22 protein-coding genes, 1 pseudogene and 24 other annotated features are annotated in these 19,545 nt (G+C 53.7%); of the genes and pseudogenes, 6 read left to right on the top strand and 17 right to left on the bottom strand.

Features of this window, described 5'->3' with window-relative positions:
- The first annotated feature begins 10 nt into the window (after positions 1-10).
- Positions 11-16: a ribosome-binding site (putative RBS for STM1123; RegulonDB:STMS1H001395), on the top strand.
- Positions 11-413 (top strand): putative periplasmic protein gene (locus STM1123; protein ID NP_460095.1). Within the gene, positions 18-413 belong to an annotated coding region; the region does not span the whole gene. Its footprint overlaps the feature before it by 6 nt.
- On the opposite strand, the gene ycdC is transcribed toward STM1123, so the two are convergent.
- From ycdC to ycdF, 3 genes and pseudogenes are all read right to left on the bottom strand, one after another.
- The gene (ycdC, locus tag STM1122; protein ID NP_460094.1) for a putative transcriptional repressor (TetR/AcrR family) occupies positions 410-1,061 on the bottom strand. Within the gene, positions 410-1,048 belong to an annotated coding region; the region does not span the whole gene. The genes STM1123 and ycdC overlap by 4 nt on opposite strands.
- Positions 1,056-1,061 (bottom strand) — a ribosome-binding site (putative RBS for ycdC; RegulonDB:STMS1H001394). It overlaps the preceding gene by 6 nt.
- 123 nt (positions 1,062-1,184) lie before the next feature.
- Positions 1,185-1,358, bottom strand: a protein-coding gene (gene ymdF, locus STM1121) for a putative cytoplasmic protein (RefSeq protein ID NP_460093.1). Within the gene, positions 1,185-1,352 belong to an annotated coding region; the region does not span the whole gene.
- Positions 1,282-1,389, bottom strand: a pseudogene (ycdF, locus tag STM1120) (pseudogene; in-frame stops following codons 5 and 21). The gene ymdF and the pseudogene ycdF overlap by 77 nt, the downstream one beginning before the upstream one ends.
- Positions 1,353-1,358: a ribosome-binding site (putative RBS for ymdF; RegulonDB:STMS1H001393), on the bottom strand. (Overlaps the previous pseudogene by 6 nt.)
- A gap of 333 nt (positions 1,390-1,722) precedes the next feature.
- Positions 1,723-1,728 (top strand) — a ribosome-binding site (putative RBS for wraB; RegulonDB:STMS1H001391).
- Here ycdF and wraB point away from each other — a divergent pair.
- Together wraB and yccJ are read left to right on the top strand one after the other, a co-directional pair.
- Positions 1,723-2,333 (top strand): trp-repressor binding protein gene (gene wraB / locus STM1119; RefSeq protein ID NP_460092.1). Within the gene, positions 1,737-2,333 belong to an annotated coding region; the region does not span the whole gene. (Overlaps the previous feature by 6 nt.)
- 7 nt (positions 2,334-2,340) lie before the next feature.
- Positions 2,341-2,346: a ribosome-binding site (putative RBS for yccJ; RegulonDB:STMS1H001390), on the top strand.
- The gene (yccJ, locus tag STM1118) for a putative cytoplasmic protein (protein ID NP_460091.1) occupies positions 2,341-2,581 on the top strand. Within the gene, positions 2,354-2,581 belong to an annotated coding region; the region does not span the whole gene. Its footprint overlaps the feature before it by 6 nt.
- A gap of 33 nt (positions 2,582-2,614) precedes the next feature.
- On the opposite strand, the gene agp is transcribed toward yccJ, so the two are convergent.
- From agp to scsA, 5 genes are all read right to left on the bottom strand, one after another.
- Positions 2,615-3,868 (bottom strand): glucose-1-phosphatase gene (gene agp, locus STM1117; RefSeq protein ID NP_460090.1). Within the gene, positions 2,615-3,856 belong to an annotated coding region; the region does not span the whole gene.
- Positions 3,863-3,868, bottom strand: a ribosome-binding site (putative RBS for agp; RegulonDB:STMS1H001389). It overlaps the preceding gene by 6 nt.
- Positions 3,869-3,988: 120 nt before the next feature.
- The gene (scsD, locus tag STM1116) for a suppression of copper sensitivity protein (protein NP_460089.1) occupies positions 3,989-4,500 on the bottom strand. Within the gene, positions 3,989-4,495 belong to an annotated coding region; the region does not span the whole gene.
- Positions 4,485-5,115, bottom strand: a protein-coding gene (gene scsC, locus STM1115) for a suppression of copper sensitivity protein (protein ID NP_460088.1). Within the gene, positions 4,485-5,108 belong to an annotated coding region; the region does not span the whole gene. Before scsC ends, scsD begins: the two co-directional genes overlap by 16 nt.
- Positions 4,495-4,500 (bottom strand) — a ribosome-binding site (putative RBS for scsD; RegulonDB:STMS1H001388). Its footprint overlaps the gene before it by 6 nt.
- Positions 5,105-6,997, bottom strand: a protein-coding gene (gene scsB, locus STM1114; RefSeq protein NP_460087.1) for a suppression of copper sensitivity protein. Within the gene, positions 5,105-6,991 belong to an annotated coding region; the region does not span the whole gene. The genes scsC and scsB overlap by 11 nt, the downstream gene beginning before the upstream one ends.
- Positions 5,110-5,115 (bottom strand) — a ribosome-binding site (putative RBS for scsC; RegulonDB:STMS1H001387). (Overlaps the previous gene by 6 nt.)
- Positions 6,992-6,997, bottom strand: a ribosome-binding site (putative RBS for scsB; RegulonDB:STMS1H001386). It lies within the gene scsB.
- Positions 6,998-7,039: 42 nt before the next feature.
- The gene (gene scsA, locus STM1113; protein ID NP_460086.1) for a suppression of copper sensitivity: putative copper binding protein occupies positions 7,040-7,407 on the bottom strand. Within the gene, positions 7,040-7,402 belong to an annotated coding region; the region does not span the whole gene.
- Positions 7,402-7,407, bottom strand: a ribosome-binding site (putative RBS for scsA; RegulonDB:STMS1H001385). (Overlaps the previous gene by 6 nt.)
- A 137-nt stretch (positions 7,408-7,544) precedes the next feature.
- Positions 7,545-7,553, top strand: a -35 signal (putative -35_signal for cbpA; RegulonDB:STMLTH004469).
- Here scsA and cbpA point away from each other — a divergent pair.
- The 3 genes from cbpA to STM1110 all read left to right on the top strand — a co-directional run bounded on the left by cbpA (position 7,545) and on the right by STM1110 (position 9,878).
- Positions 7,545-8,557, top strand: a protein-coding gene (gene cbpA, locus STM1112) for a curved DNA-binding protein (RefSeq protein ID NP_460085.1). Within the gene, positions 7,637-8,557 belong to an annotated coding region; the region does not span the whole gene. Its footprint overlaps the feature before it by 9 nt.
- Positions 7,564-7,572, top strand: a -10 signal (putative -10_signal for cbpA; RegulonDB:STMLTH004469). (Overlaps the previous gene by 9 nt.)
- Positions 7,626-7,631 (top strand) — a ribosome-binding site (putative RBS for cbpA; RegulonDB:STMS1H001384).
- Positions 8,542-8,547 (top strand) — a ribosome-binding site (putative RBS for yccD; RegulonDB:STMS1H001383).
- Positions 8,542-8,862, top strand: a protein-coding gene (gene yccD / locus STM1111) for a putative cytoplasmic protein (RefSeq protein NP_460084.1). Within the gene, positions 8,557-8,862 belong to an annotated coding region; the region does not span the whole gene. The genes cbpA and yccD overlap by 16 nt, the downstream gene beginning before the upstream one ends.
- A 641-nt stretch (positions 8,863-9,503) precedes the next feature.
- Positions 9,504-9,509, top strand: a ribosome-binding site (putative RBS for STM1110; RegulonDB:STMS1H001382).
- Positions 9,504-9,878 (top strand): putative cytoplasmic protein gene (locus STM1110; RefSeq protein ID NP_460083.1). Within the gene, positions 9,516-9,878 belong to an annotated coding region; the region does not span the whole gene. (Overlaps the previous feature by 6 nt.)
- A 407-nt stretch (positions 9,879-10,285) precedes the next feature.
- Here the strand turns inward: STM1110 and STM1109 are convergent.
- From STM1109 to hpaG, 9 genes are all read right to left on the bottom strand, one after another.
- Positions 10,286-11,228, bottom strand: a protein-coding gene (locus tag STM1109) for a putative periplasmic protein (RefSeq protein ID NP_460082.1). Within the gene, positions 10,286-11,224 belong to an annotated coding region; the region does not span the whole gene.
- Positions 11,223-11,228: a ribosome-binding site (putative RBS for STM1109; RegulonDB:STMS1H001381), on the bottom strand. Its footprint overlaps the gene before it by 6 nt.
- Positions 11,229-11,237: 9 nt before the next feature.
- The gene (gene hpaA, locus STM1108; RefSeq protein NP_460081.1) for a 4-hydroxyphenylacetate catabolism protein occupies positions 11,238-12,142 on the bottom strand. Within the gene, positions 11,238-12,134 belong to an annotated coding region; the region does not span the whole gene.
- Positions 12,137-12,142 (bottom strand) — a ribosome-binding site (putative RBS for hpaA; RegulonDB:STMS1H001380). It overlaps the preceding gene by 6 nt.
- Before the next feature lies 1 nt (position 12,143).
- The gene (gene hpaX, locus STM1107) for a 4-hydroxyphenylacetate catabolism protein (protein ID NP_460080.1) occupies positions 12,144-13,527 on the bottom strand. Within the gene, positions 12,144-13,520 belong to an annotated coding region; the region does not span the whole gene.
- Positions 13,522-13,527: a ribosome-binding site (putative RBS for hpaX; RegulonDB:STMS1H001379), on the bottom strand. Its footprint overlaps the gene before it by 6 nt.
- A gap of 64 nt (positions 13,528-13,591) precedes the next feature.
- Positions 13,592-14,390, bottom strand: a protein-coding gene (gene hpaI / locus STM1106) for a 4-hydroxyphenylacetate catabolism protein (RefSeq protein NP_460079.1). Within the gene, positions 13,592-14,383 belong to an annotated coding region; the region does not span the whole gene.
- Positions 14,385-14,390 (bottom strand) — a ribosome-binding site (putative RBS for hpaI; RegulonDB:STMS1H001378). Its footprint overlaps the gene before it by 6 nt.
- 3 nt (positions 14,391-14,393) lie before the next feature.
- The gene (hpaH, locus tag STM1105; RefSeq protein NP_460078.1) for a 4-hydroxyphenylacetate catabolism protein occupies positions 14,394-15,208 on the bottom strand. Within the gene, positions 14,394-15,197 belong to an annotated coding region; the region does not span the whole gene.
- Positions 15,203-15,208 (bottom strand) — a ribosome-binding site (putative RBS for hpaH; RegulonDB:STMS1H001377). Its footprint overlaps the gene before it by 6 nt.
- A gap of 131 nt (positions 15,209-15,339) precedes the next feature.
- Positions 15,340-15,726 (bottom strand): 4-hydroxyphenylacetate catabolism protein gene (hpaF, locus tag STM1104; RefSeq protein NP_460077.1). Within the gene, positions 15,340-15,720 belong to an annotated coding region; the region does not span the whole gene.
- Positions 15,721-15,726: a ribosome-binding site (putative RBS for hpaF; RegulonDB:STMS1H001376), on the bottom strand. It overlaps the preceding gene by 6 nt.
- Positions 15,727-15,729: 3 nt before the next feature.
- Positions 15,730-16,586 (bottom strand): 4-hydroxyphenylacetate catabolism protein gene (gene hpaD, locus STM1103; RefSeq protein NP_460076.1). Within the gene, positions 15,730-16,581 belong to an annotated coding region; the region does not span the whole gene.
- Positions 16,581-16,586, bottom strand: a ribosome-binding site (putative RBS for hpaD; RegulonDB:STMS1H001375). Its footprint overlaps the gene before it by 6 nt.
- Positions 16,583-18,063, bottom strand: a protein-coding gene (gene hpaE / locus STM1102) for a 4-hydroxyphenylacetate catabolism protein (RefSeq protein ID NP_460075.1). Within the gene, positions 16,583-18,049 belong to an annotated coding region; the region does not span the whole gene. The genes hpaD and hpaE overlap by 4 nt, the downstream gene beginning before the upstream one ends.
- Positions 18,046-19,343 (bottom strand): 4-hydroxyphenylacetate catabolism protein gene (hpaG, locus tag STM1101; protein ID NP_460074.1). Within the gene, positions 18,046-19,335 belong to an annotated coding region; the region does not span the whole gene. The genes hpaE and hpaG overlap by 18 nt, the downstream gene beginning before the upstream one ends.
- Positions 18,058-18,063 (bottom strand) — a ribosome-binding site (putative RBS for hpaE; RegulonDB:STMS1H001374). Its footprint overlaps the gene before it by 6 nt.
- Positions 19,338-19,343: a ribosome-binding site (putative RBS for hpaG; RegulonDB:STMS1H001373), on the bottom strand. It lies within the gene hpaG.
- Positions 19,344-19,545: the final 202 nt, after the last annotated feature.

The raw sequence follows: 19,545 nt of genomic DNA, 5'->3' as shown, positions 1-19,545 counted from the left end.
TCGCGTCAGAGGACCGTATGAAACGAATTTTCCTTACCTGCGCGGCGTTGTTGATCAGCAGTCAGGCGTTGGCCGATGAGTGTGCCAGCGCCAGTACGCAGCTGGAAATGAATCGCTGCGCCGCCGCGCAATACCAGGCGGCAGATAAAAAGCTGAACGAAACCTATCAAAGCGCGCTTAAGCGTGCGCAACCGCCGCAGCGCGAGCTGTTACAAAAAGCACAGGTGGCATGGATTGCCCTGCGCGACGCCGATTGCGCGCTGATTCGCTCAGGTACGGAGGGCGGCAGCGTGCAACCCATGATCGCCAGCCAGTGCCTGACCGATAAAACGAACGAACGCGAAGCGTTTTTAGCCTCGCTGCTGCAATGTGAAGAGGGGGATTTGAGCTGCCCACTGCCGCCAGCCGGTTAACGCACGCGAATCCCTTCAATAATAATGCGCTGAACGCTTTCGACCGTTTGGTTAAAAAAGGCTTCATCGCGAAGCGTCGCGCCGGTTACCGCCTCAACCTGAGGGGCAAAATCGGCGTAATGTTGCGTGGCGGCCCAAATCATGAAGATCAAATGGTGCGGAGAAATGGGCGCCAGTTTCCCGCTGTGCACCCATCCGGCAATCAGCGCGGATTTTTCATCTATCAACGCTTTTAGATCGCCGGTCAGTTCCTCCATTAAGAGCGGCGCGCCCGCCAGCATCTCCATGCAGAAGAGCCGCGACGCCTGCGGATAATCACGCGAAACTTCCAGCTTGAGACGGATATACTCTTTGATGGCCTCCAGAGGGGAAAATTCTGCGCGAAACGCCTTGAGCGGCGCCAGCCAGACATCCAGAATCTGTCGCATTACCGCGACATACAGCGCCTCTTTCGAGGGATAATAATAAAGCAGATTGGTTTTGGAGACGCCTGCCCGCTCGGCGACCTGCTCAAGACGCGCGCCATGAATGCCATACTGGGAAAAAACAGCAAGCGCGGCGGTTAAGATAAGCTGCCGTTTTGCACCGGTGGCCTGCGAGCGTTTCCCGATTTTTTTCTCTGTGCGTTGCGACATGCGCCCTCTCCTTTTTGTCAGGACGCAAGCATACCAAATCCGGCTTATAAACAAAAAAACCGCCGGAAATCCGGCGGCGGTGGCGCATGACACTTTTTAGCGCGAAACGCTCAGCGTCTTGCTGTTGTGACGCAGGCTAGCTATTACGGTTACTGCTTTTGCCCCCTTTTTTGCCTGCTTCGGATGCACGCTGCGGGTCATTCTTAAAATTGCCCCCGCTGTGCTGACCACCTTTACGACCTGCTTCTGATGCTCTTTCGCGGTCTTCCGCAAAATTACCGGAACCGCCACGATGGTTTGCCATTACTGACCTCCGTCATAGATTAGACATCATATTGCATAGGTAATGAGGAGTATCTCCTCGCGCAGCGTATGAACGATATCATCAGTAACGCCGCGTAACATTAAGCATAGTGAAAAACGTCGTAGTAGGCCGCTTACCGAAATATTCTGCAACATTGGAAGCCGAATACGCAGAATAATAACCATAAGAAATAAATAAGTTATTCTTATATTTGGGAAAATCAAAGCGCTTAAAAATGTATCATTTTGCAACAAAGGTCGCCAAATTAATTATTGTTATAAATCAAAGAAATGGCGCTGAAATTTGCACTCTTCACAGGAGAGCATATCTTTAAATAGACGTAGCGAATCGCTACACACCTGATTAATCTGAGGAGTAGTACAAATGGCAAAGATTCTGGTGCTCTATTATTCCATGTACGGACACATTGAAACCATGGCGCACGCGGTGGCGGAAGGGGCAAAGAAAGTCGACGGCGCAGAGGTCATTATAAAGCGTGTGCCAGAAACAATGCCGCCTGAAATCTTCGCAAAAGCTGGCGGTAAAACGCAAAACGCACCGGTTGCCACCCCACAGGAGCTGGCGGATTACGATGCCATTATTTTTGGTACGCCAACCCGGTTTGGCAATATGTCAGGCCAGATGCGTACCTTCCTGGATCAAACCGGTGGACTGTGGGCATCCGGCTCGCTATACGGCAAGCTCGGCAGCGTGTTCAGTTCTACCGGAACGGGCGGCGGCCAGGAGCAGACCATCACCTCGACCTGGACTACGCTTGCCCATCATGGGATGGTGATCGTCCCGATAGGCTATGCCGCACAGGAACTCTTTGACGTCTCCCAGGTTCGCGGCGGCACGCCTTACGGCGCAACGACTATCGCTGGAGGCGACGGTTCACGTCAACCAAGCCAGGAGGAACTCTCTATCGCTCGCTATCAGGGGGAATACGTCGCCGGTCTGGCAGTCAAACTCAACGGCTAATCTTCAACAGGAGGATTCGAATGCCAACTCAAGAAGCAAAAGCGCACCGCGTCGGCGAATGGGCAAGCCTGCGTAATACGTCGCCGGAAATTGCCGAAGCCATTTTTGAAGTCGCTCACTATGACGAGAAACTGGCAGAAAAAATATGGGAAGAAGGTAGCGATGAGGTGCTGATCAAAGCCTTTGAGAAAACGGACAAAGACTCGCTCTTCTGGGGCGAACAAATCATCGAACGTAAAAACGTATAACACAAACGCCCCCGCCTGCGCGGGGGCATATGGCTATTTTGCAGCAGTGTTCATGACGTTATCGAACTTATCCAGCGGACAGAAGCCGTTCGCATCCACCGGACATCCTTTCAGTTCCAGGGTTACCCTTTGCGCGGGCGATTTGAGCGTTAACGCTTCCGCATTGCGTAACTGCCGGGCGCTCTGGTAGACATACTCGATTTTCATCAAATCCCGGTTAGCGTTGCCGTCATGCCAGCGTTGGAAGACAAGCTGACCGCCAATCGGCGTTCTCTCATACTGGTCATGGAGCTGATAGGGTTTAAAATCCAGCGCCGTCAGCAGCGACGCGATATTGGAATCATGCCCCACCAGCACGGTAACCTTCGGCGCGCTAACGCGATCGGCAACCAGCACCTTATCGATATATTTCACCAGCGGCGCAGCGACATTGCGCGCCACCGTGGGTGAGGTAAACAGGCTGTCCTGATAGCCGTTTTTCAGTTTTGACAGCACCTTCCACTGCCGATCGGTGTGGATCCCGCCCCAGGCGACCTGATCCATCGGAAACCCTTCGTAATATTGCAGGGTAAACGCATCCACCAGCGAGTTCCCTACTTTAAGCGGCCCCTGCACGCCAGGCTCTTGCTGATAGTTCGCGCTGAAGGTATCTTTCGCGTCGATTAGCGAACACTGATGCTTCTCTTTGCAGGACGGCGAGTCCTGATAATGCGTTATCTGCTCAAGCAGTTTATAACTCTCATCAAGATGTAGCTGACTACGCGCCTTTTCCATCGCCTGTACGGCTTGTTGCCGGAACGCGGCAGAATCATCGGTAATTACCGGATTGAAGGTAGGGTCCATAGTGCCCATTTTTTCCTGATGATGAACAGGAATATCACAGCCGGGGAAAGCGCCGGTAATGAAAAATTGCGCGGTGGCGACGGTGCGCTGCAAACTATTCGCATAGGCATATACCGTGTCGGGCGCCGGACATTCTCCCGACGGTATCAGCCCCTGCGCGACCAGCCATTCACGTGTGTAGTGTCCCATATAGACTTCCAGCACGCCGCCTTTCGTCGTCAGTTGCCCGCCGGGAACGTCCCACGCCGGCCAGGCGTTCGGCGTCGACTGCGCCAGTACGCTGCCATTATTCGCCAGCGGCGCCCGCAGATTATGGCGGCTCATCATCAGCACCTGTTGTAATTGATAACCCTCCGGCGTTGTCTGCGCCTGTACGGCGGATGACAACAAAACAGCCCCTGCCACAGCAACAGCGAGTAATGATTTTTTCATCCCTATGACCTCTTGTTGTTATCAAATCGTTCTGAGTGTGACAGAAATGGATCATTTTTCCGGGAACGATTTCGCAAAACGGGGGTTTTTCTTACAGTAAACGCGTTAGCGCCGGGAAACCCCGGCGCATATTCAGAACGTTTTTGCCCACCATAGCCGAAGCTTCATGCCCCAGTAGCTGGTCCAGCCGCTGGTGGTGAACACAACCCGACCTTGTGAAACCACCACCAGCGTTGGCGTCACGCTGATTTCCCAGCCAGCGGATAAGGCGCCGTTAGCATCATTGACGACCGGGAAGTCAACGCCCTTGCGCGCCAGCCAGCGGGCAACCTCAGCGTCATCGCCGGAGCGGAGCGCAACGGTCATGACGTTTTCCCCTTCCGCCGCCAGGCGAGCGACCGCAGGCGTAGTAAAGCGGCATACCCCGCACCAGCTGGCCCAAAAATAGAGCAGTACGGGGCGTTCTTCGCTCAATGTCGCCAGAGTTGTCGACTCTCCCGTCAGCGTACGTAATGGTGTCGTGGCAAACGCCGGAGGCGCCTGCGGCGCGCGCCAGACGTCCATGACCACCATTATCGCGATGAGGAGCGCCAGAAAAACCGCGGCTTCACGCAGCCAACGCCGCAGTTTACCCGCCATTGGCAGACGCCAGTTTTTCTTTCACCACCGCTTCCAGCGTATCCCAGGGCACTGCGCCCGGAATCAGCTCGTCGCCAATGATCGTCGCTGGCGTTCCTTGCACGCCGACCAGCCTTGCCAACTGCAAATTAGTGCGTATCGTTTCCATGCTTTTTTCATCCAGCGTCACTGGCGTAGCCCCTGCTTTCTGCTGGGCCTGTTTAATACTGTCATCCGTATGGTAAACGCGCTTTTGCATGAGTTTTTCATGTAGCGCGAGGAACTGTTGCGGATGCTCGCGCCAGGTGGTCAGCGCAATACGCGCCGCCAGAACGGAACTCTCTCCTTTAAATGGCAGCGGTTTAATAATGACCGCAACGTCAGGATATTTCTGCACAATCTTTTCCAGCATCGGATCGAGCTGTTTGCAGTACGGGCAGTTGTAATCCGTAAAGTTCACCAGCGTCAGCTTAGGGTGTTTAGCGCCTATCCGCGGGCTGGCAGGATCGTTAAACAACGCCGCATGGATCAGATTTTCAATCTGCTTTTCCTGATCCGGCGTAAAAGGAGCGGTTTCTTGCGCGATGCTCAGCGTCGAAAACAGCGCCAGCAGTAAAACAATCATGTATTTCATTGGGTTATTCCTTTCGCTTTTTTCAACGTTTGTAATACCGCATCGCGGGTCAGCAAAGTGGGCAGTGCCTCCCCTTCCGGCAAGCCGGGGCCATATACCTGATTAAACGGCACGGCGACCTGGCCGCGCGTTTTCAGAAAATCTGTAATGGCATCGGACGGCAGCGTCCAGTCTCCCCGCAGCGCCACAACATCCGGCTGTTGCAAGGCGGCCTGCACATCCTCTTTTTGCAGGACGTTGTATTTATTCACTTTACAGGTAATACACCAGTCCGCAGTGACATCGACAAATACCCGCTTATGCTGCGCCAGCGCCGACTGGATTGCCTGTTCACTCAACGGTTGCCACTGAACCGTGTCTTGCGCGCTCTTTGACGCAGTGAAGCCGAAATGCGGCAGGAGTAACGTCGCCAGCCAGATAGCCGACCCCAGCATCATCAGACCGAGGATCCTGCGCAGGACATTCATCCAACGCCCGGGGCGCGGTAAACGTAGCGCAAGCCCTGGTCGTATCGCGACCAGTAGCCACGGCGCGCTCATCCCCAGGCCAAGCGCAAGGAACAGCCCCCACAGCGTCGGCAGCGACGCCGTGAGCGCCACGGCGACCGCCGTGCCCAGAAACGGCGCGCTACAAGGCGTCGCCAGCAGCGTGGCGAATGCCCCCTGCCAGAAATGTCCCGACATACCGTTACCGCCGTAAGTGGCCAGTTTCGTGGTCATAGATGAGGGAAGCCTGAACTCAAAAAGCCCGAACAGGCTGGCGCTAAACAACAACATCACCAGCGCCATAAAACCAATAAACCATACATTCTGGAACTGGACTCCCCAGGCCAGCGCATGGTTTGACAGGCGAAGGAGGGTCATAAACGCCGCCAGCGCCATAAATGACGCAATGATACCGGCGACCGAAGCCAAAAATTGTCGCCTGATGTGAGAGCGGCTTTTTTCCTCTACCAATAAAATAGAGCCAAGCTTCATGCCCAGAACCGGCAGTACGCAGGGCATTAAATTAAGAATCAGTCCGCCGATCAGCGCCATCATTACAACTTGCCAGAAAGGTAGCGCCGCATTGTCCGGCGTTTGCGCTGGCGCAGTGCCAATGGTTTGCGTGCTCTCCTGGGCGATAGCGCCATCGGCTAACACGAGGGTCAGCGATTTGTTGCGCAAATCGGGCGCCTTTTCGCCCCAACTGTCCGTCACCGGCACCGTCGCCTGTAACCTGTCGCCCTCTACGCGCAGACGAGGCTTCGCAAAATCGACGTCATCTACGGTGTCAAGATAGAGCCCGGGCGATGACCAGCCCGCCGCTCGCGTAGCAGTGACCACCAGTTCTCCCGGGCGATAGCCGACGTCAAGCGAGTCCGTTAGTCCACTGCGGAGCGGAATTTTACCCATCGCCCGCGCATAGTCATGGGCAAAATCGGCATTCTGCACAGTAGGCGTCACGGAAAAGGGGTAATCGGTCAACAGACAAACATTGCTGCAGGTTGATAACGTCAACACACCGCGCAAGGTCGCCGGCAGCGTACCGCGCACGATCATCGGAAAGGTCACCTCGTCGTGATATCCCTGGGTGGTGATATTCGCCACATCAAAGCGCGAGGGGGTTGGCCAGAACCAGCTTACCTCAGGCATGTCGCCTTTCCAGGCGATAGAGGGTGCCACGCCCCCTTCCCCCGGCGCGCGCCAGTAGGTTTTCCAGCCGTTTTCCAGTTTGACATCCAGCAACAGCCGGGTCTCACCGTTAGCGGACGTATCGGCACGTAGCCGTATGCTGGCATGGTCGTTATCGGGCGAACGCAGCCAGCCGCTTTCCGCCGCCCAGGAGACGGGCAGCCAAAGCCATAACAGGCAGAACAGTATCCGCCTGAACAAAATCATCATATTTTTTCTCCGTGAATGAGTAATTAACCGTTAGCAATAACCGGTCTGTCATTCACGGAAGACACAAAATCGTAGATGTACCCGTAATGTGGGCGGCGAAATAGCCCGTGGAGGCGAAAACGGCAGGCGCATGACCCGGACAGGCGCCAGTAAGGAAAGCAGTAGACAAAGCGCAAGGATAGCGCCTTCAAAGAGTACCGGAGGCGCCGCCAGCAGCGACTTGGCGCTTAATTCGCAGGGGGTGACCGGCGAGCCGTCATCTGTCGAGGAGGGAGCGCTGACCACCGCAGCAGAGGCCGTCGCCTGCATCTGCAAGGCGTGCAGGCCCGCCATGCGTTGCGCGGTACAAACCATTACCACGACACATGCAAGGCAAAGAAACCACCAGCCCATCCGTTGTTGTTTCGCCATTGCGCCCTCACTGTTTAACGCGAGTTATCTTAGCCACTGGCGCGGTTTTGGCAACCTTTCCCCTGTAAAGTTATGTCGGCGCGCTGCGCAACCTTCTGATAGTCGAACAACGTAATTTATTCTTACTAATGATATAACTGGTGTTTTCATACGCACTTTTCAGGTTTACCCTACACTTAGTGGAGAAACCTTTTGGGGTCCCTTCTGTATGTATTGATTTAGCGAGATGATGCTATGGAACTTAAGGATTATTACGCCATTATGGGCGTGAAACCGACGGACGATCTCAAGACGATTAAGACCGCCTATCGCCGACTGGCCCGCAAGTACCATCCAGATGTCAGCAAAGAACCCGATGCCGAAGCCCGTTTCAAAGAGGTTGCTGAAGCATGGGAAGTGCTGAGTGATGAGCAACGGCGCGCCGAGTATGACCAGTTATGGCAACACCGTAACGATCCACAATTTAATCGCCAGTTCCAGCAACACGAAGGCCAGCCGTATAACGCTGAAGATTTTGATGATATTTTCTCGTCTATTTTTGGTCAGCACGGTCGCCATTCGCATCACCGCCACGCCGCACGCGGTCATGATATCGAAATTGAAGTGGCGGTATTCCTGGAAGAAACGCTGGAAGAGCACCAGCGTACGATTAGCTATTCCGTCCCCGTTTATAACGCGTTCGGCCTGGTGGAGCGGGAAATTCCCAAGACATTGAATGTGAAAATCCCGGCTGGCGTCAGCAACGGGCAACGAATCAGACTGAAAGGCCAGGGCACGCCGGGGGAAAACGGCGGACCTAATGGCGATTTATGGCTCGTTATCCATATTGCCCCGCATCCGCTCTTTGATATCGTCAATCAGGATCTGGAAGTCGTCCTTCCGCTTGCCCCATGGGAGGCGGCGCTCGGCGCTAAGGTGTCTGTGCCAACGCTTAAAGAGCGTATTTTGCTGACCATTCCCCCCGGCAGCCAGGCAGGTCAGCGGCTGCGTATCAAAGGAAAAGGATTAGCCAGTAAAAAGCACACTGGCGATCTCTATGCCATCATCAAAATCGTTATGCCGCCGAAACCTGACGAGAAAACAGCTGCCCTGTGGCAACAACTGGCGGACGCGCAGTCGTCCTTTGACCCACGCCAGCAATGGGGGAAAGCATAATGGCTAACATCACTGTCACCTTTACCATCACCGAATTTTGTTTGCACACCGGCGTGACGGAAGAGGAGCTAAACGAAATCGTCGGACTTGGCGTAATTGAGCCTTACGAAGACGATAACGCCGACTGGCAATTCGACGATCGCGCAGCGAGCGTGGTACAACGCGCGCTACGCTTACGCGAGGAGCTGGCGCTCGACTGGCCTGGGATCGCGGTCGCGTTAACGCTGCTGGAAGAGAATTCACGGCTGCGCGAAGAAAACCGGTTACTGCTGCAACGCCTTTCTCGCTTTATCTCGCATCCCTAATCCACGATAAAGGCAATAAACCGAGGGTGGGCTTTCTGCCCACCCCGGATTTACATGCACCCGGTATAATACCAGAATGCCTCTGACATACTTCCCTCAACGGAAGAAATATAGCCTTTCACCGCGCACAACCCGATCAACGAACCGCCAATGTCAGCCATTAATGCGCCATTGCGAAGATCATCGTTTAAATAAAGACCAGCCACACGTTCACATTTTTTAGATACGTCGGTTATTTTTACACGTTAGCGATCATTTATTGCCTGAAGAATATATTCTTTCACTGTTTTGTACTCTCTGGTTGATACGTACCTTCTCCCTGTCAATGCCGGGTAAAATGTACCGCTGCGCTTACAGGTTGCGGTATTTATAAATAAGAAATACAACAGTCACTTACAGTTTAATAATTGAGCGTTATAACATCCACTACCGCCCAATATTTACACCACGCCTAAAATACAAAAATGTAATAGAATGTAAACAAAATAAGAGCATAAAATAAATAACTTATTAAAAAATCAATATAAATAGAGTGGTCAATAAAAAACGATCGTTTTCAACGAGTTATGTTTCTCAGATTTTCATCTATCCTGAATAGGCTTGCGGAAAATGTAATTTACACCATTGACTATTTCACTTAAAAGGTTTCTGTAATGGAATGGAAGGTCGTTGATACAGTTATAAGTCCCTCTACCGGAGTGTCGTTCTCATGCATACATAGCCTAAAAAATCTTAGATTGACCTTATGGTATCAGGCAGATGTTTACATGCCTCCAGGTAGCATTATCATCCCCTTTAATAAGGGGGTCTTAATAAACGATAAACTTTATCCCGTTACTGTTTACAACGTTACCAGGTTTAATCCTGTTCTATGGAAATCGCTTAAAGAAAATAGCCATTGTCCTGGTAACTGCAATCCTAAATCAGAAGCCTGCAGTTATCCTTTCGAGTGTCTGGTATCCGTTTGTCCATTTGGTTTAACCAGAAATATTCAAATAGATAATAAGAAAGTTTAGGAAATAAAGTATGCATTAGCCATACTACTGATTAAGTGTATTCGCGCACGTTTGCAGTATTTTGCAGTTAAATATGTTTGATATAAAAATTGTACAGTTCGGATATTTTTTGATTCGTTTAATCTAACCTTCACTTTGGCAACGAGGAGCCGGTACAGAGGATATTACTGATGGCCGGCAGACAAAGAAACGCATTGCTTTTAACACTGTATAAATTCCATCCGTGACATTCTTATTTAGTGATATTTCACCAGAGCAATCATCTTACCTTTATTGTGCATAAAAATCAGCAAGTAGTGTTTAGAAAAAATAATGTTTTAGACAAAAGCTCTGCGCGTCATGCTGATCGCCAAAAGCATAACGGGCTGACATCATGTCAGCCCGTGGGTTTATCCCTGCTCTGATACCTACGGTACGCTTATCGTCATATTGTCATGACCGACAATGACAGGGCCCGGGTAATTTTTCATGGCTTCCTGTTGCCAGACGTCATCCGCAACCGTCGCAGGCACCAGATGACTTAACACCAGTTTTTTCACGTGGGACTCGCGAGCAATCTTACCGACATCTTCAATCGTGGTGTGATGCGACGCAATCGCTTCAGCCAGCGTTTTTCCGTTGCCAATACTATTAGCCAGTTTTGCTACCGAGGGGACATGTACCGCCTCATGTACCAGGATATCCGCCCCCTGGGCAAACGTTGCAAGCGGCGGAAACCAGGACGTATCGCCAGAGAAGACGATTCGCTTACCCTGGGTATCAAAACGGTAAGCAAACGCTTCACCGTCCGGGAAAGGGGAATGAGGCACTTTCAGCGCGCTTATTGTGACCAGTTCATCTTTATAGATGACGCCCTGGCCAATATCGGTCGCCTTAACCAGGTTGCGCGGATCGGGTTTCCCCTCTTCTTCCATGCGTAGCGTGATATCCCTGTCAAAGACCTTCCAGCTAGCCTTCGTCATCGCCTGGGTTCCCGGCGGGCCATAAACCTGTATGGTATGGTCTTTCAGACCACTCGCCCAGGCATTCATCAGCAAGGAAGGATAATCCAGTATGTGGTCGCTGTGCAGATGGGTGAGCAAAATAGTATTGATGTTGCGCAGTGGAATGCCATTTTTCACCAGTTGCAGACTGGCGCCGTAGCCGGCATCTATCAGCCATATTTTATCGCCGATAGTAAGCGCCGTCGCTTGCGGTAGTCTGGCTGTATTGAGCAAAGAAGGCCCGCCTTTGGTGCCCAGTAAAACAATGTTGATCTCTTGAGGCGCAGGAGTACCGGCAGCAATGGCAAGGTGGCTTTGCGCCAGCATACACACCGCCAGCATAGCGACGCTTTTTTTCATCATGTTTTTACTCTTCTTAGTTGAGAAAAGAGGGAACTTCACGTTGGCGAAACTGCGAAGGAGAACAGCCAGCAAGGCGATTAAAGAAACGGGCAAAATAAGCCGGATCTTTAAAACCTAATTGCCAGGCGATCTCGTTGACAGCATTGTCGGAAAAAAGCAGCAGTCGTTTCGCCTCGCGTAATTGCCGATCAAAAATCAGGCGTTTAGGCGGGCGATTAGCAAAACGTCGGCAAATATCGGTCAAACGAGATTCGGTAATATGCAGCTCGCAGGCATAATCGGGCACCGTCCAGTGCTGATGGAAGTGGTTGTCAATTAACAGGGTAAAGCGCTGAAAAAGTTTCAGTTCACCGCGCATCCCGGTTGCGGCGTGATCGTCCAGCTTCGCATTACGCAACAGCAAGGTAAATACCGCCTGCGCCAGTAGCACCAGGGTATGTTCGCAGCCAGCCAGTTGTTCCGTGGACTCCCGCTCAATTAGCTGCCAGTAATGTTTGAGCGCCGCCAGCTCGTTGGGTTTATCCGCCAGCGACAGGCAGATTCCCGGCAGGCCAAAGGCCTCTCTGGTGCCGGGATAAAGCACTTCCAGCAGCGGCCAAACCAGCTCTTCGCGTACCGTCAGAACATGGCCATCGCTATCCGATTCGGTAATAAAAGCATGCGGCACCGAGGGCGGCGTAAGCACAAATAGCGGCGCCTGCACCGAATAGCGATGATCGTCGAGCTGTAGCTCAATCTGCCCGGTATCAAGAAAGTGCATTTGAAAAAACTGGTCGTGGCGATGCGCCTGCATATCACGACCAAAGAAATCCGCCATACGAGCAAACGACTGATAATGCACATCGTTACTGCCCATGCTTTCGTCATACTCTTTGCTGATATCAATATTGGCGATCGCACGTTGGCACATAGTTTCTCCTCAAGGGGTGGCGCGCGGACGCGATGCTTTCATGGGAATAAGCCAGATAATGGCGGCGCCGACGACTAACAGAGAAGCGACAAACCAGAGTCCGCTATTGAAGCTACCGGTGATATCTTTTAGCCAGCCAATCATAAACGGGCTGAGCGCGGAGCCAATATTGCCGGTGGCATTGATGACCGCAATGCCTATCGCCCTGGCGCGTAAACTGATCGACTGATCCGGCGTGGTCCAGAAGATCGCCATCGCGCTAAAGGAACCCGTGGATGCCATCACGATCCCCAGGAGCTGGATCAGGTTATGGTCGGTCGCCGACGCCAGCAGCCAGCCCGCGGCGGCAAACAGGAACGGCAACGCCGTGTGATGTTTACGCTCCTGATGTTTGTCCGAATGGCGGCTCCAGTAAATCATGCCCAGAATAGTACAAATCTGCGGGATCGCCGCCAGCAGGCCGATGGTGATATTGCTGCTGCCTTCATTAAAACTTTTCAGGATTTGCGGCGTCCAGATACTAATGGCGCTAAGCGTATTGGTAAGGCAAAAATAGGCCAGCGTATACATCAGTACAATTGGCGTGAATACTTCGCGCCACAGACTACGCTGCTGCATGGCGTTATGGCTGATGGCCCCCTCCGGCTGAACCAGCGTCAGGCGGTCACTATCCATCATCTCCTGCAAACATTTTTTATCCTCTGCCGTCAGCCATTTGGCTTTTGCCGGGGTATCATCCAGGTAAAACCAGACCATAATGCCTAACAAAACTGACGGAAATCCTTCCAACAGGAATAACCACTGCCATCCATGCAGATTGAATATGCCGTCCAGCGATAAAATATAGCCGGAGACAATCGACCCCAACGCGGTAGTGGCCGGCATGGCAATCATAAATAATGCGTTGGCGCGGGCGCGGAAAAATGCCGGGAACCAGTAGGTTAAATAGAGCAATATTCCTGGCAAAAAGCCCGCTTCGGTAATGCCCACCAGCATTCGCAGCACATACAGGCTTTTCGGTCCCACCGCGAACATCGTGGCGGTAGATGCAATGCCCCATAGCACCATAATGGTCGCAATCCAGTGGCGGGCGCCGACGATGCTCAACATCACGTTGCTGGGAATGCCGAAAATGACGTAGGTAGCGTAAAACAGCGTCGTGGCAAGACCAAACATGGTGGCGCTTAACCCCAGATCCTGCCCCATCGTCAACCCGGCAAAACCGATGTTGATACGGTCTAAAAACGAGAAGATAAACAACACGAATAAAAATACGATCAGTCGGCGGAACAGTTTATTTATGACGGTTTGTTGACCCGTGCTGAGCGCGTTGTGCGAACTGACAGACTCGGGGCTTTCCGGAAGTGCAGATGATGTGTCGCTCATTTTTTTTCCTCTGATGGGAATTTTGTAGGGTACTACGGTTGCCCGGTAGCGCTGCGCTTACGGGGCCAGGCTTAATAGACGCCGGACGCACCGGACAGTTTTTTTTCTACGCCAAAGCGCGCCGCCAGCGCCTCCGCTCCGCGCGCCAGCAGCGTAGTGTCAACGCCGACGGCGACAAATAGCGCCCCCAGTTCCAGATAACGTTTCGCCAGTGCTTCATTGGCCATCAGAATCCCCGGCGCTTTCCCCGCCGCGCGTATCTGCACGATGGCGTTCTCAATCGCCGCCTGCACTTCCGGGTGCTGCGGATTGCCGGCAAAGCCCATATCGGCGCTGAGGTCCGCCGGACCAATAAACACGCCGTCAATGCCATCCACGTCGAGAATTGACGCCAGATTGCTCATCGCCTCACGCGTTTCAATCTGCACCAGTACGCACATGGCGTCGTTGGCCAGGTGGAGATACTCCGGAATGCGGTTCCAGCGCGATGCCCGCGCCAGCGCGCTGCCCACGCCGCGAATACCGGCAGGCGGATAACGCGTAGCCGCCACGGCGTTTCGCGCTTCATCGGCATTCTGCACCATCGGTATCAGCAGCGTTTGCGCGCCGACGTCGAGCAGTTGCTTAATCTGTACCGGATCGTTCCATGACGGACGCACCACCGGCTGGCTGGGATAAGGCGCAATCGCCTGCAACTGGGTCAACACCGTCTGCACGTTGTTTGGCGCGTGTTCACCGTCGATCAGTAGCCAGTCGAAGCCGGCGCCCGCTAACAGTTCAGCGCTGTAACTGTTGGCAAGCCCCAGCCACAAACCGATTTGCGGACGCCCCGCTTTTAACGCGTCTTTGAAAGCATTTTTCATCGTTTTTTCCTTACACAAACCGGCAACTGATCGCGCCCATGTTGCCGTAATCGACATGGAAGGTGTCGCCCTTGCGCGCCGGCACCGGGCGGGTGAACGAGCCGCCGAGGATGATCTGCCCGGCTTCAAGCTGGACATCGTAGGGGGCAAGCTTGTTCGCCAGCCACGCCACGCCGTTGGCCGGATGATTCAGCACGCCTGCGGCGACGCCGGTTTCTTCGATCACGCCGTTGCGATAGAGCAGCGCGGAGATCCAGCGCAGATCCAGCTCGTCTGGTTTGATGGGACGACCACCGAGGATCACCCCGGCGTTGGCGGCGTTGTCGGAAATGGTGTCGAACACTTTGCGCGGACGCTGGGTTTCCGGGTCGATGTTGTGGCTGCGGGCGTCAATCAGTTCCAGCGCCGGAATCACATAATCCGTGGCGTTGTAGACGTCGAACAGCGTGCAGTGAGGGCCGCGCAGCGGTTTCGCCAGCACGAACGCCAGCTCCACTTCAATACGCGGGACGATAAAACGGTCGGTGGGGATATCGCCGCCGTCATGGAAGAACATATCGTCAAGCAGCGCGCCGTAATCCGGTTCGCTGATTTGCGAGCTGGCCTGCATCGCTTTTGAGGTCAGGCCGATTTTGTGGCCTTTGAGCGTGCGCCCTTCGGCAATCTTGATATTGACCCATTCACGCTGTACGGCATAGGCATCTTCAATAGTGATGTTGGGATAATCCAGCGACACTGCGCGAATCTGTTCGCGCTGTTTTTCAGCCTGATTAAGTCGCTGGGCGATCAGGGTATGGGTCTGTTTATCGAGCATAGTGTTTCCTGTTACGTCATTCGGTGCTGCTGTGCCGGGTGGCGACGCGGGTGCGTCTTACCCGGCCTACGGTTCGGTATTGCTTCGTGCATCGTTTTTTTGTAGGCCCGGTAAGCGCAGCGCCACCGGGCGAAAGAGTGTGCTATTTAAATAACGCGTGTACGTTGTTTTGTTTGTAATTGAGCGTCGGATGTAGCTCGGCAATCTCAAACGACAGCGCCAGATAGCGGTTCTCCATCAGGTCGGCGAAGTGGGCTTTAATCAGCCCAAACAGCATTTCGCCAACTTCCTGACGGCTCTCCAGGCTGCGCCCGGCGCCGATTTTCAGCGTCATATGCACAAACGCGTAATCATGCTTACCGTCAGCCATCTGCCAGGTATCCAGCCAGTGGGCGCGACTGCGGATACCGCCGATGGGGAAAATCCCGCTGGCGGCCAGCGCCTCGTTTACCTTGCTGAACAGGCCGGGTAAATCAGCCTGCTCGCGAATATTTTCAGTACATTCAGCAATAAAGTGCGGCATAAACACCCCTTACGCAGGCAGCGGGAAAACAGCGTTTACCTGGCCGGTACCGGAGCTGGCGAACAGGTCGGTGATGAACTCCACCTTGCCGTCGTATTTGTCCCACCCCAGCATTCCCAGTAGCATGACCGTGTCGTGCATGTTGCCTTCGCCGTAGCAGTAGTCGGCGTACTCCGGCAACATGGTGCAAAACTCCTTGAATTTGCCTTCGCGCCACAGCTTGACCACGCGCTCATCCATTTGATGATCGAACTCGCGGGTGTAGCTGTTCATCCCTTCTTCCGCCCGTTGGTCGTCAATAAAACGGTGCGACAGAGAACCACTGGCGAATACCGCTACGGTACCGTCATATTTCTCAATCGCCTTGAGAATGGCTTCGCCCAGTCTGCGGCTGTCGGCAAAATCATGCACAGTGCAGAACGCCGAGATGGAGACCACTTTGAAGTGCTTGTCGCTGTTCATGTAGCGCATCGGTACCAGCGTGCCATACTCCAGCTTCAGGCTCGGGATGTTATGCGCTTTAGCGCGCACGCCCAGTTTGACTGCCTCGTCGGCAATCAGGTGGCCGAGCTCCGGATTGCCGTCATAGTCATAGGTCATGTCGCGAATAAAGTGTGGCAATTCGTTGCTGGTATAGACGCCCTGGAAATGGTCGGCACAATTAATGTGGTAAGCGCTATTCACCAGCCAGTGGGTGTCGAATACGATAATGGTGTCAACGCCCATTTCGCGGCAACGCTTGCCAATTTCAATATGCCCATCAATGGCTGCCTGACGACAACCGTGATTTTTTCCCGGCAGTTCAGAAAGATACATCGACGGCACGTGGGTAATTTTTGCTGCTAACGCTAACTTGCCCATATCAAACTCCCCATTTTGGGATAGGATGGTCGCCCATTGAGATGCAGACGTTTTTCATTTCCGCAAACACTTCGAAGCTATATTCGCCGCCTTCGCGCCCGGTACCGGAGGCTTTCACGCCGCCGAACGGCTGGCGCAGGTCGCGGACGTTCTGGGTGTTGACGAAGACCATGCCGGCTTCAATCCCACGCGCCAGGCGCAACACTTTGCTCACGTCCTGGGTCCAGATATAAGAGGCCAGACCGTATTCCACGTCGTTCGCCAAACGTAACCCTTCCGCTTCGTCTTTGAATGGCAGCAGACAGGCGACTGGCCCAAAGATCTCTTCCTGCGCGACGCGCATACGGTTGTCGACATCGGCCAGCACGGTTGGGCGCAGGAAGTTACCGCCTTTCAGATGCGCAGGCAGGTCAGTGGGTTTTTCCGCACCGCCCGCCAGCAGCGTTGCGCCCTCTTCAATGCCGAGGCGAATATAACCGGAGACTTTTTCCCAGTGCTGTTGGCTAATCAGCGCGCCGACCTGGGTGTTCGGGTCGGTCGGATCGCCGACACGCAGGCGATTCGCGCGTTCGGCAAAGCGCTTCACGAACTCAGGGTAAATGCTCTGCTGGATAAAGATGCGCGACCCGGCGGTGCAGCGTTCGCCGTTGATCGAGAAGATGGTGAACAGCGCGGCGTCCAGCGCGCGCTCAATGTCGGCATCTTCAAAAATCAGCACCGGCGATTTGCCGCCCAGCTCCATCGAGTATTTTTTCAGCCCGGCATTTTTCATGATATTGCGACCGGTGGCGGTACCGCCGGTAAACGACACCGCACGCACGTCATGGTGGCGTACCAGCGCATCGCCCGCCGTCGCGCCATAGCCCTGCACCACGTTCAGCACGCCTGCCGGAATTCCTGCCTCCAGCGCCAGCTCGCCCAGCCTGTCGGCAGTCAGCGGCGACAGCTCGGACATTTTGAGCACCGCGGTGTTGCCCAGCGCCAGGCACGGCGCGACTTTCCAGGTCGCGGTCATAAACGGCACGTTCCACGGCGACACCAGCGCGCAGACGCCGACGGGCTGCACCAGCGTATAATTGAGCATTTTATCGTCAACAGGATAGGTCTTGCCGTTCATCTGCTGGCACACTTCGGCGAAGAATTCGAAGTTATGCGAGGCGCGCGGGATCAGCACGTTTTTAGTCTGGTGAATAGGCAGGCCGGTGTCGGCGGTTTCCATCGCCGCGATTTCCGGCACATGCTGGTCAATCAGGTCGCCAAGGCGGCGCATCAGGCGCGCGCGCTCTTTCATCGGCAGGTTGGCCCATTTCGGGAACGCCTCTTTTGCCGCCGCGACAGCTTGGTTCACCTCTGCTTCACCGCCGGAGGCCACTTCCGCCAGCACGTCACCGGTCGCCGGGTTAGTGGTCTGGAAGTAGTCGTTACCTGCAACATTTTTGCCGTTAATCCAATGATTTATTTTCTTCATTTTGCGCTCTCCTCACTGACGATTCGGTTAACCAGGCGGCCCACGCCTTCTACTTCCACGACAACTTCATCCCCCGGCACCACATCGGACAGCCCTTTCGGCGTACCGGTGGCAATCATGTCGCCCGGTTGCAACGTCATAAATTCGCTCAGATAAGAAATCAGGAACGGGATGCTGAAGATCAGATCGGCGGTCGTCCCTTCCTGCCGCAGCTCACCGTTGACAAAGGTGCGTAACGTCAGGTTGTGCGGATCAGAAACCGCCTCTTTATCCACAATCCACGGGCCTATCGGCGTCAGGCCGTCGCGGCTTTTTACCCGCAGATTCGGACGGTAGTAGTTTTCCAGATAGTCGCGGATCGCGTAGTCGTTACAGACGGTGTAACCGGCCACATACTCCATGGCTTCGGCTTCGCTCACCTTACGCGCCGTTTTGCCAATCACCACGACCAGCTCGGCTTCGTAGTGCATATATTCGACGTTGTTCGGGCGCACCGACGTTTGGTGATGTTCGGTAAAGGTGTTTGGCGCTTTGATAAATACCAGCGGCTCTTTCGGCGGCGTAAATGCCAGCTCGCTGGCGTGATCGGCGTAGTTCAACCCCAACGCAAATAACGTACCCGTCGCTGACAGCGGCCACGTAAAAGTCTGGTGGCGGGCGAATTCATCTTCTGCGACAACCGGATTTTCCAGAGCGGGTAAACCTTTCGCCAGAATACGCACCCGATCGCCGGGACGCAGCGCAACGCGATTCTGCGGCGTACCGAGTAAGATCGCATCGCCAGGGTTAAGCGTAGCGAACTCACTTAACGCGCTAAGCAGTTGTGCGGCGCTACGCTGTAAATCGGCAGTATTCCAGTGGTCCGCTTCTCGTCCGTTGATTTCCGTGATAATGGTGAGGTTATCCACATCACTCAGCGGCGCCATTTCACCCAGCGGGCAAAAGCCATCGCGACATTTCGCTTTAATCGCCGGGCGATAAAAGCTCTCTTCCGGCAGGCTGACCTCGTTAGCCAGCGCATACCCGGCGATATAGTCCGCCGCCGCTTCAGGGCGTATCCGGCTGGCGGTTTTCCCCACAATGAGCGCCACTGTCGCGCCGCTCAGTACCTTTTCTCCCTGCGGATAAGGAATGGGTTCGCCGTGACGAATCACCGTATTACGCGGCTTGATGAACCACACTGCGGTTTTAGGCGGCGCATTATAGGGAGGCTGAGAGAAAGCCTCTCGCCAGGCATCAAGCTGGCTGCGATGGTTTAACGCAACGGCGAAAACAGTACCCTTCATACATAAACTCCTCAGGCCGATTTAACGGGCTGTGATTTCATTAATATATTAATGATTAGATTTATGCTTTCGCTGTACATTTAGCAAGCTGAAGTAAAGTATTTGTGATGTGATTAACAATATTTTCACAAATTTATTATTAAACACATACATATCAAATAGTTAAATAAAGCCCCTTGTTTCTGTTAAACTTTGGACATAAAACAGATG

The sequence above is a fragment of the Salmonella enterica subsp. enterica serovar Typhimurium str. LT2 genome (assembly GCF_000006945.2).
In the GTDB taxonomy this organism is placed as follows: Bacteria; Pseudomonadota; Gammaproteobacteria; order Enterobacterales; family Enterobacteriaceae; genus Salmonella; species Salmonella enterica.
Note: the sequence above shows the minus strand (reverse complement) of the source record. Positions and strands in the feature narration are given on the sequence as shown.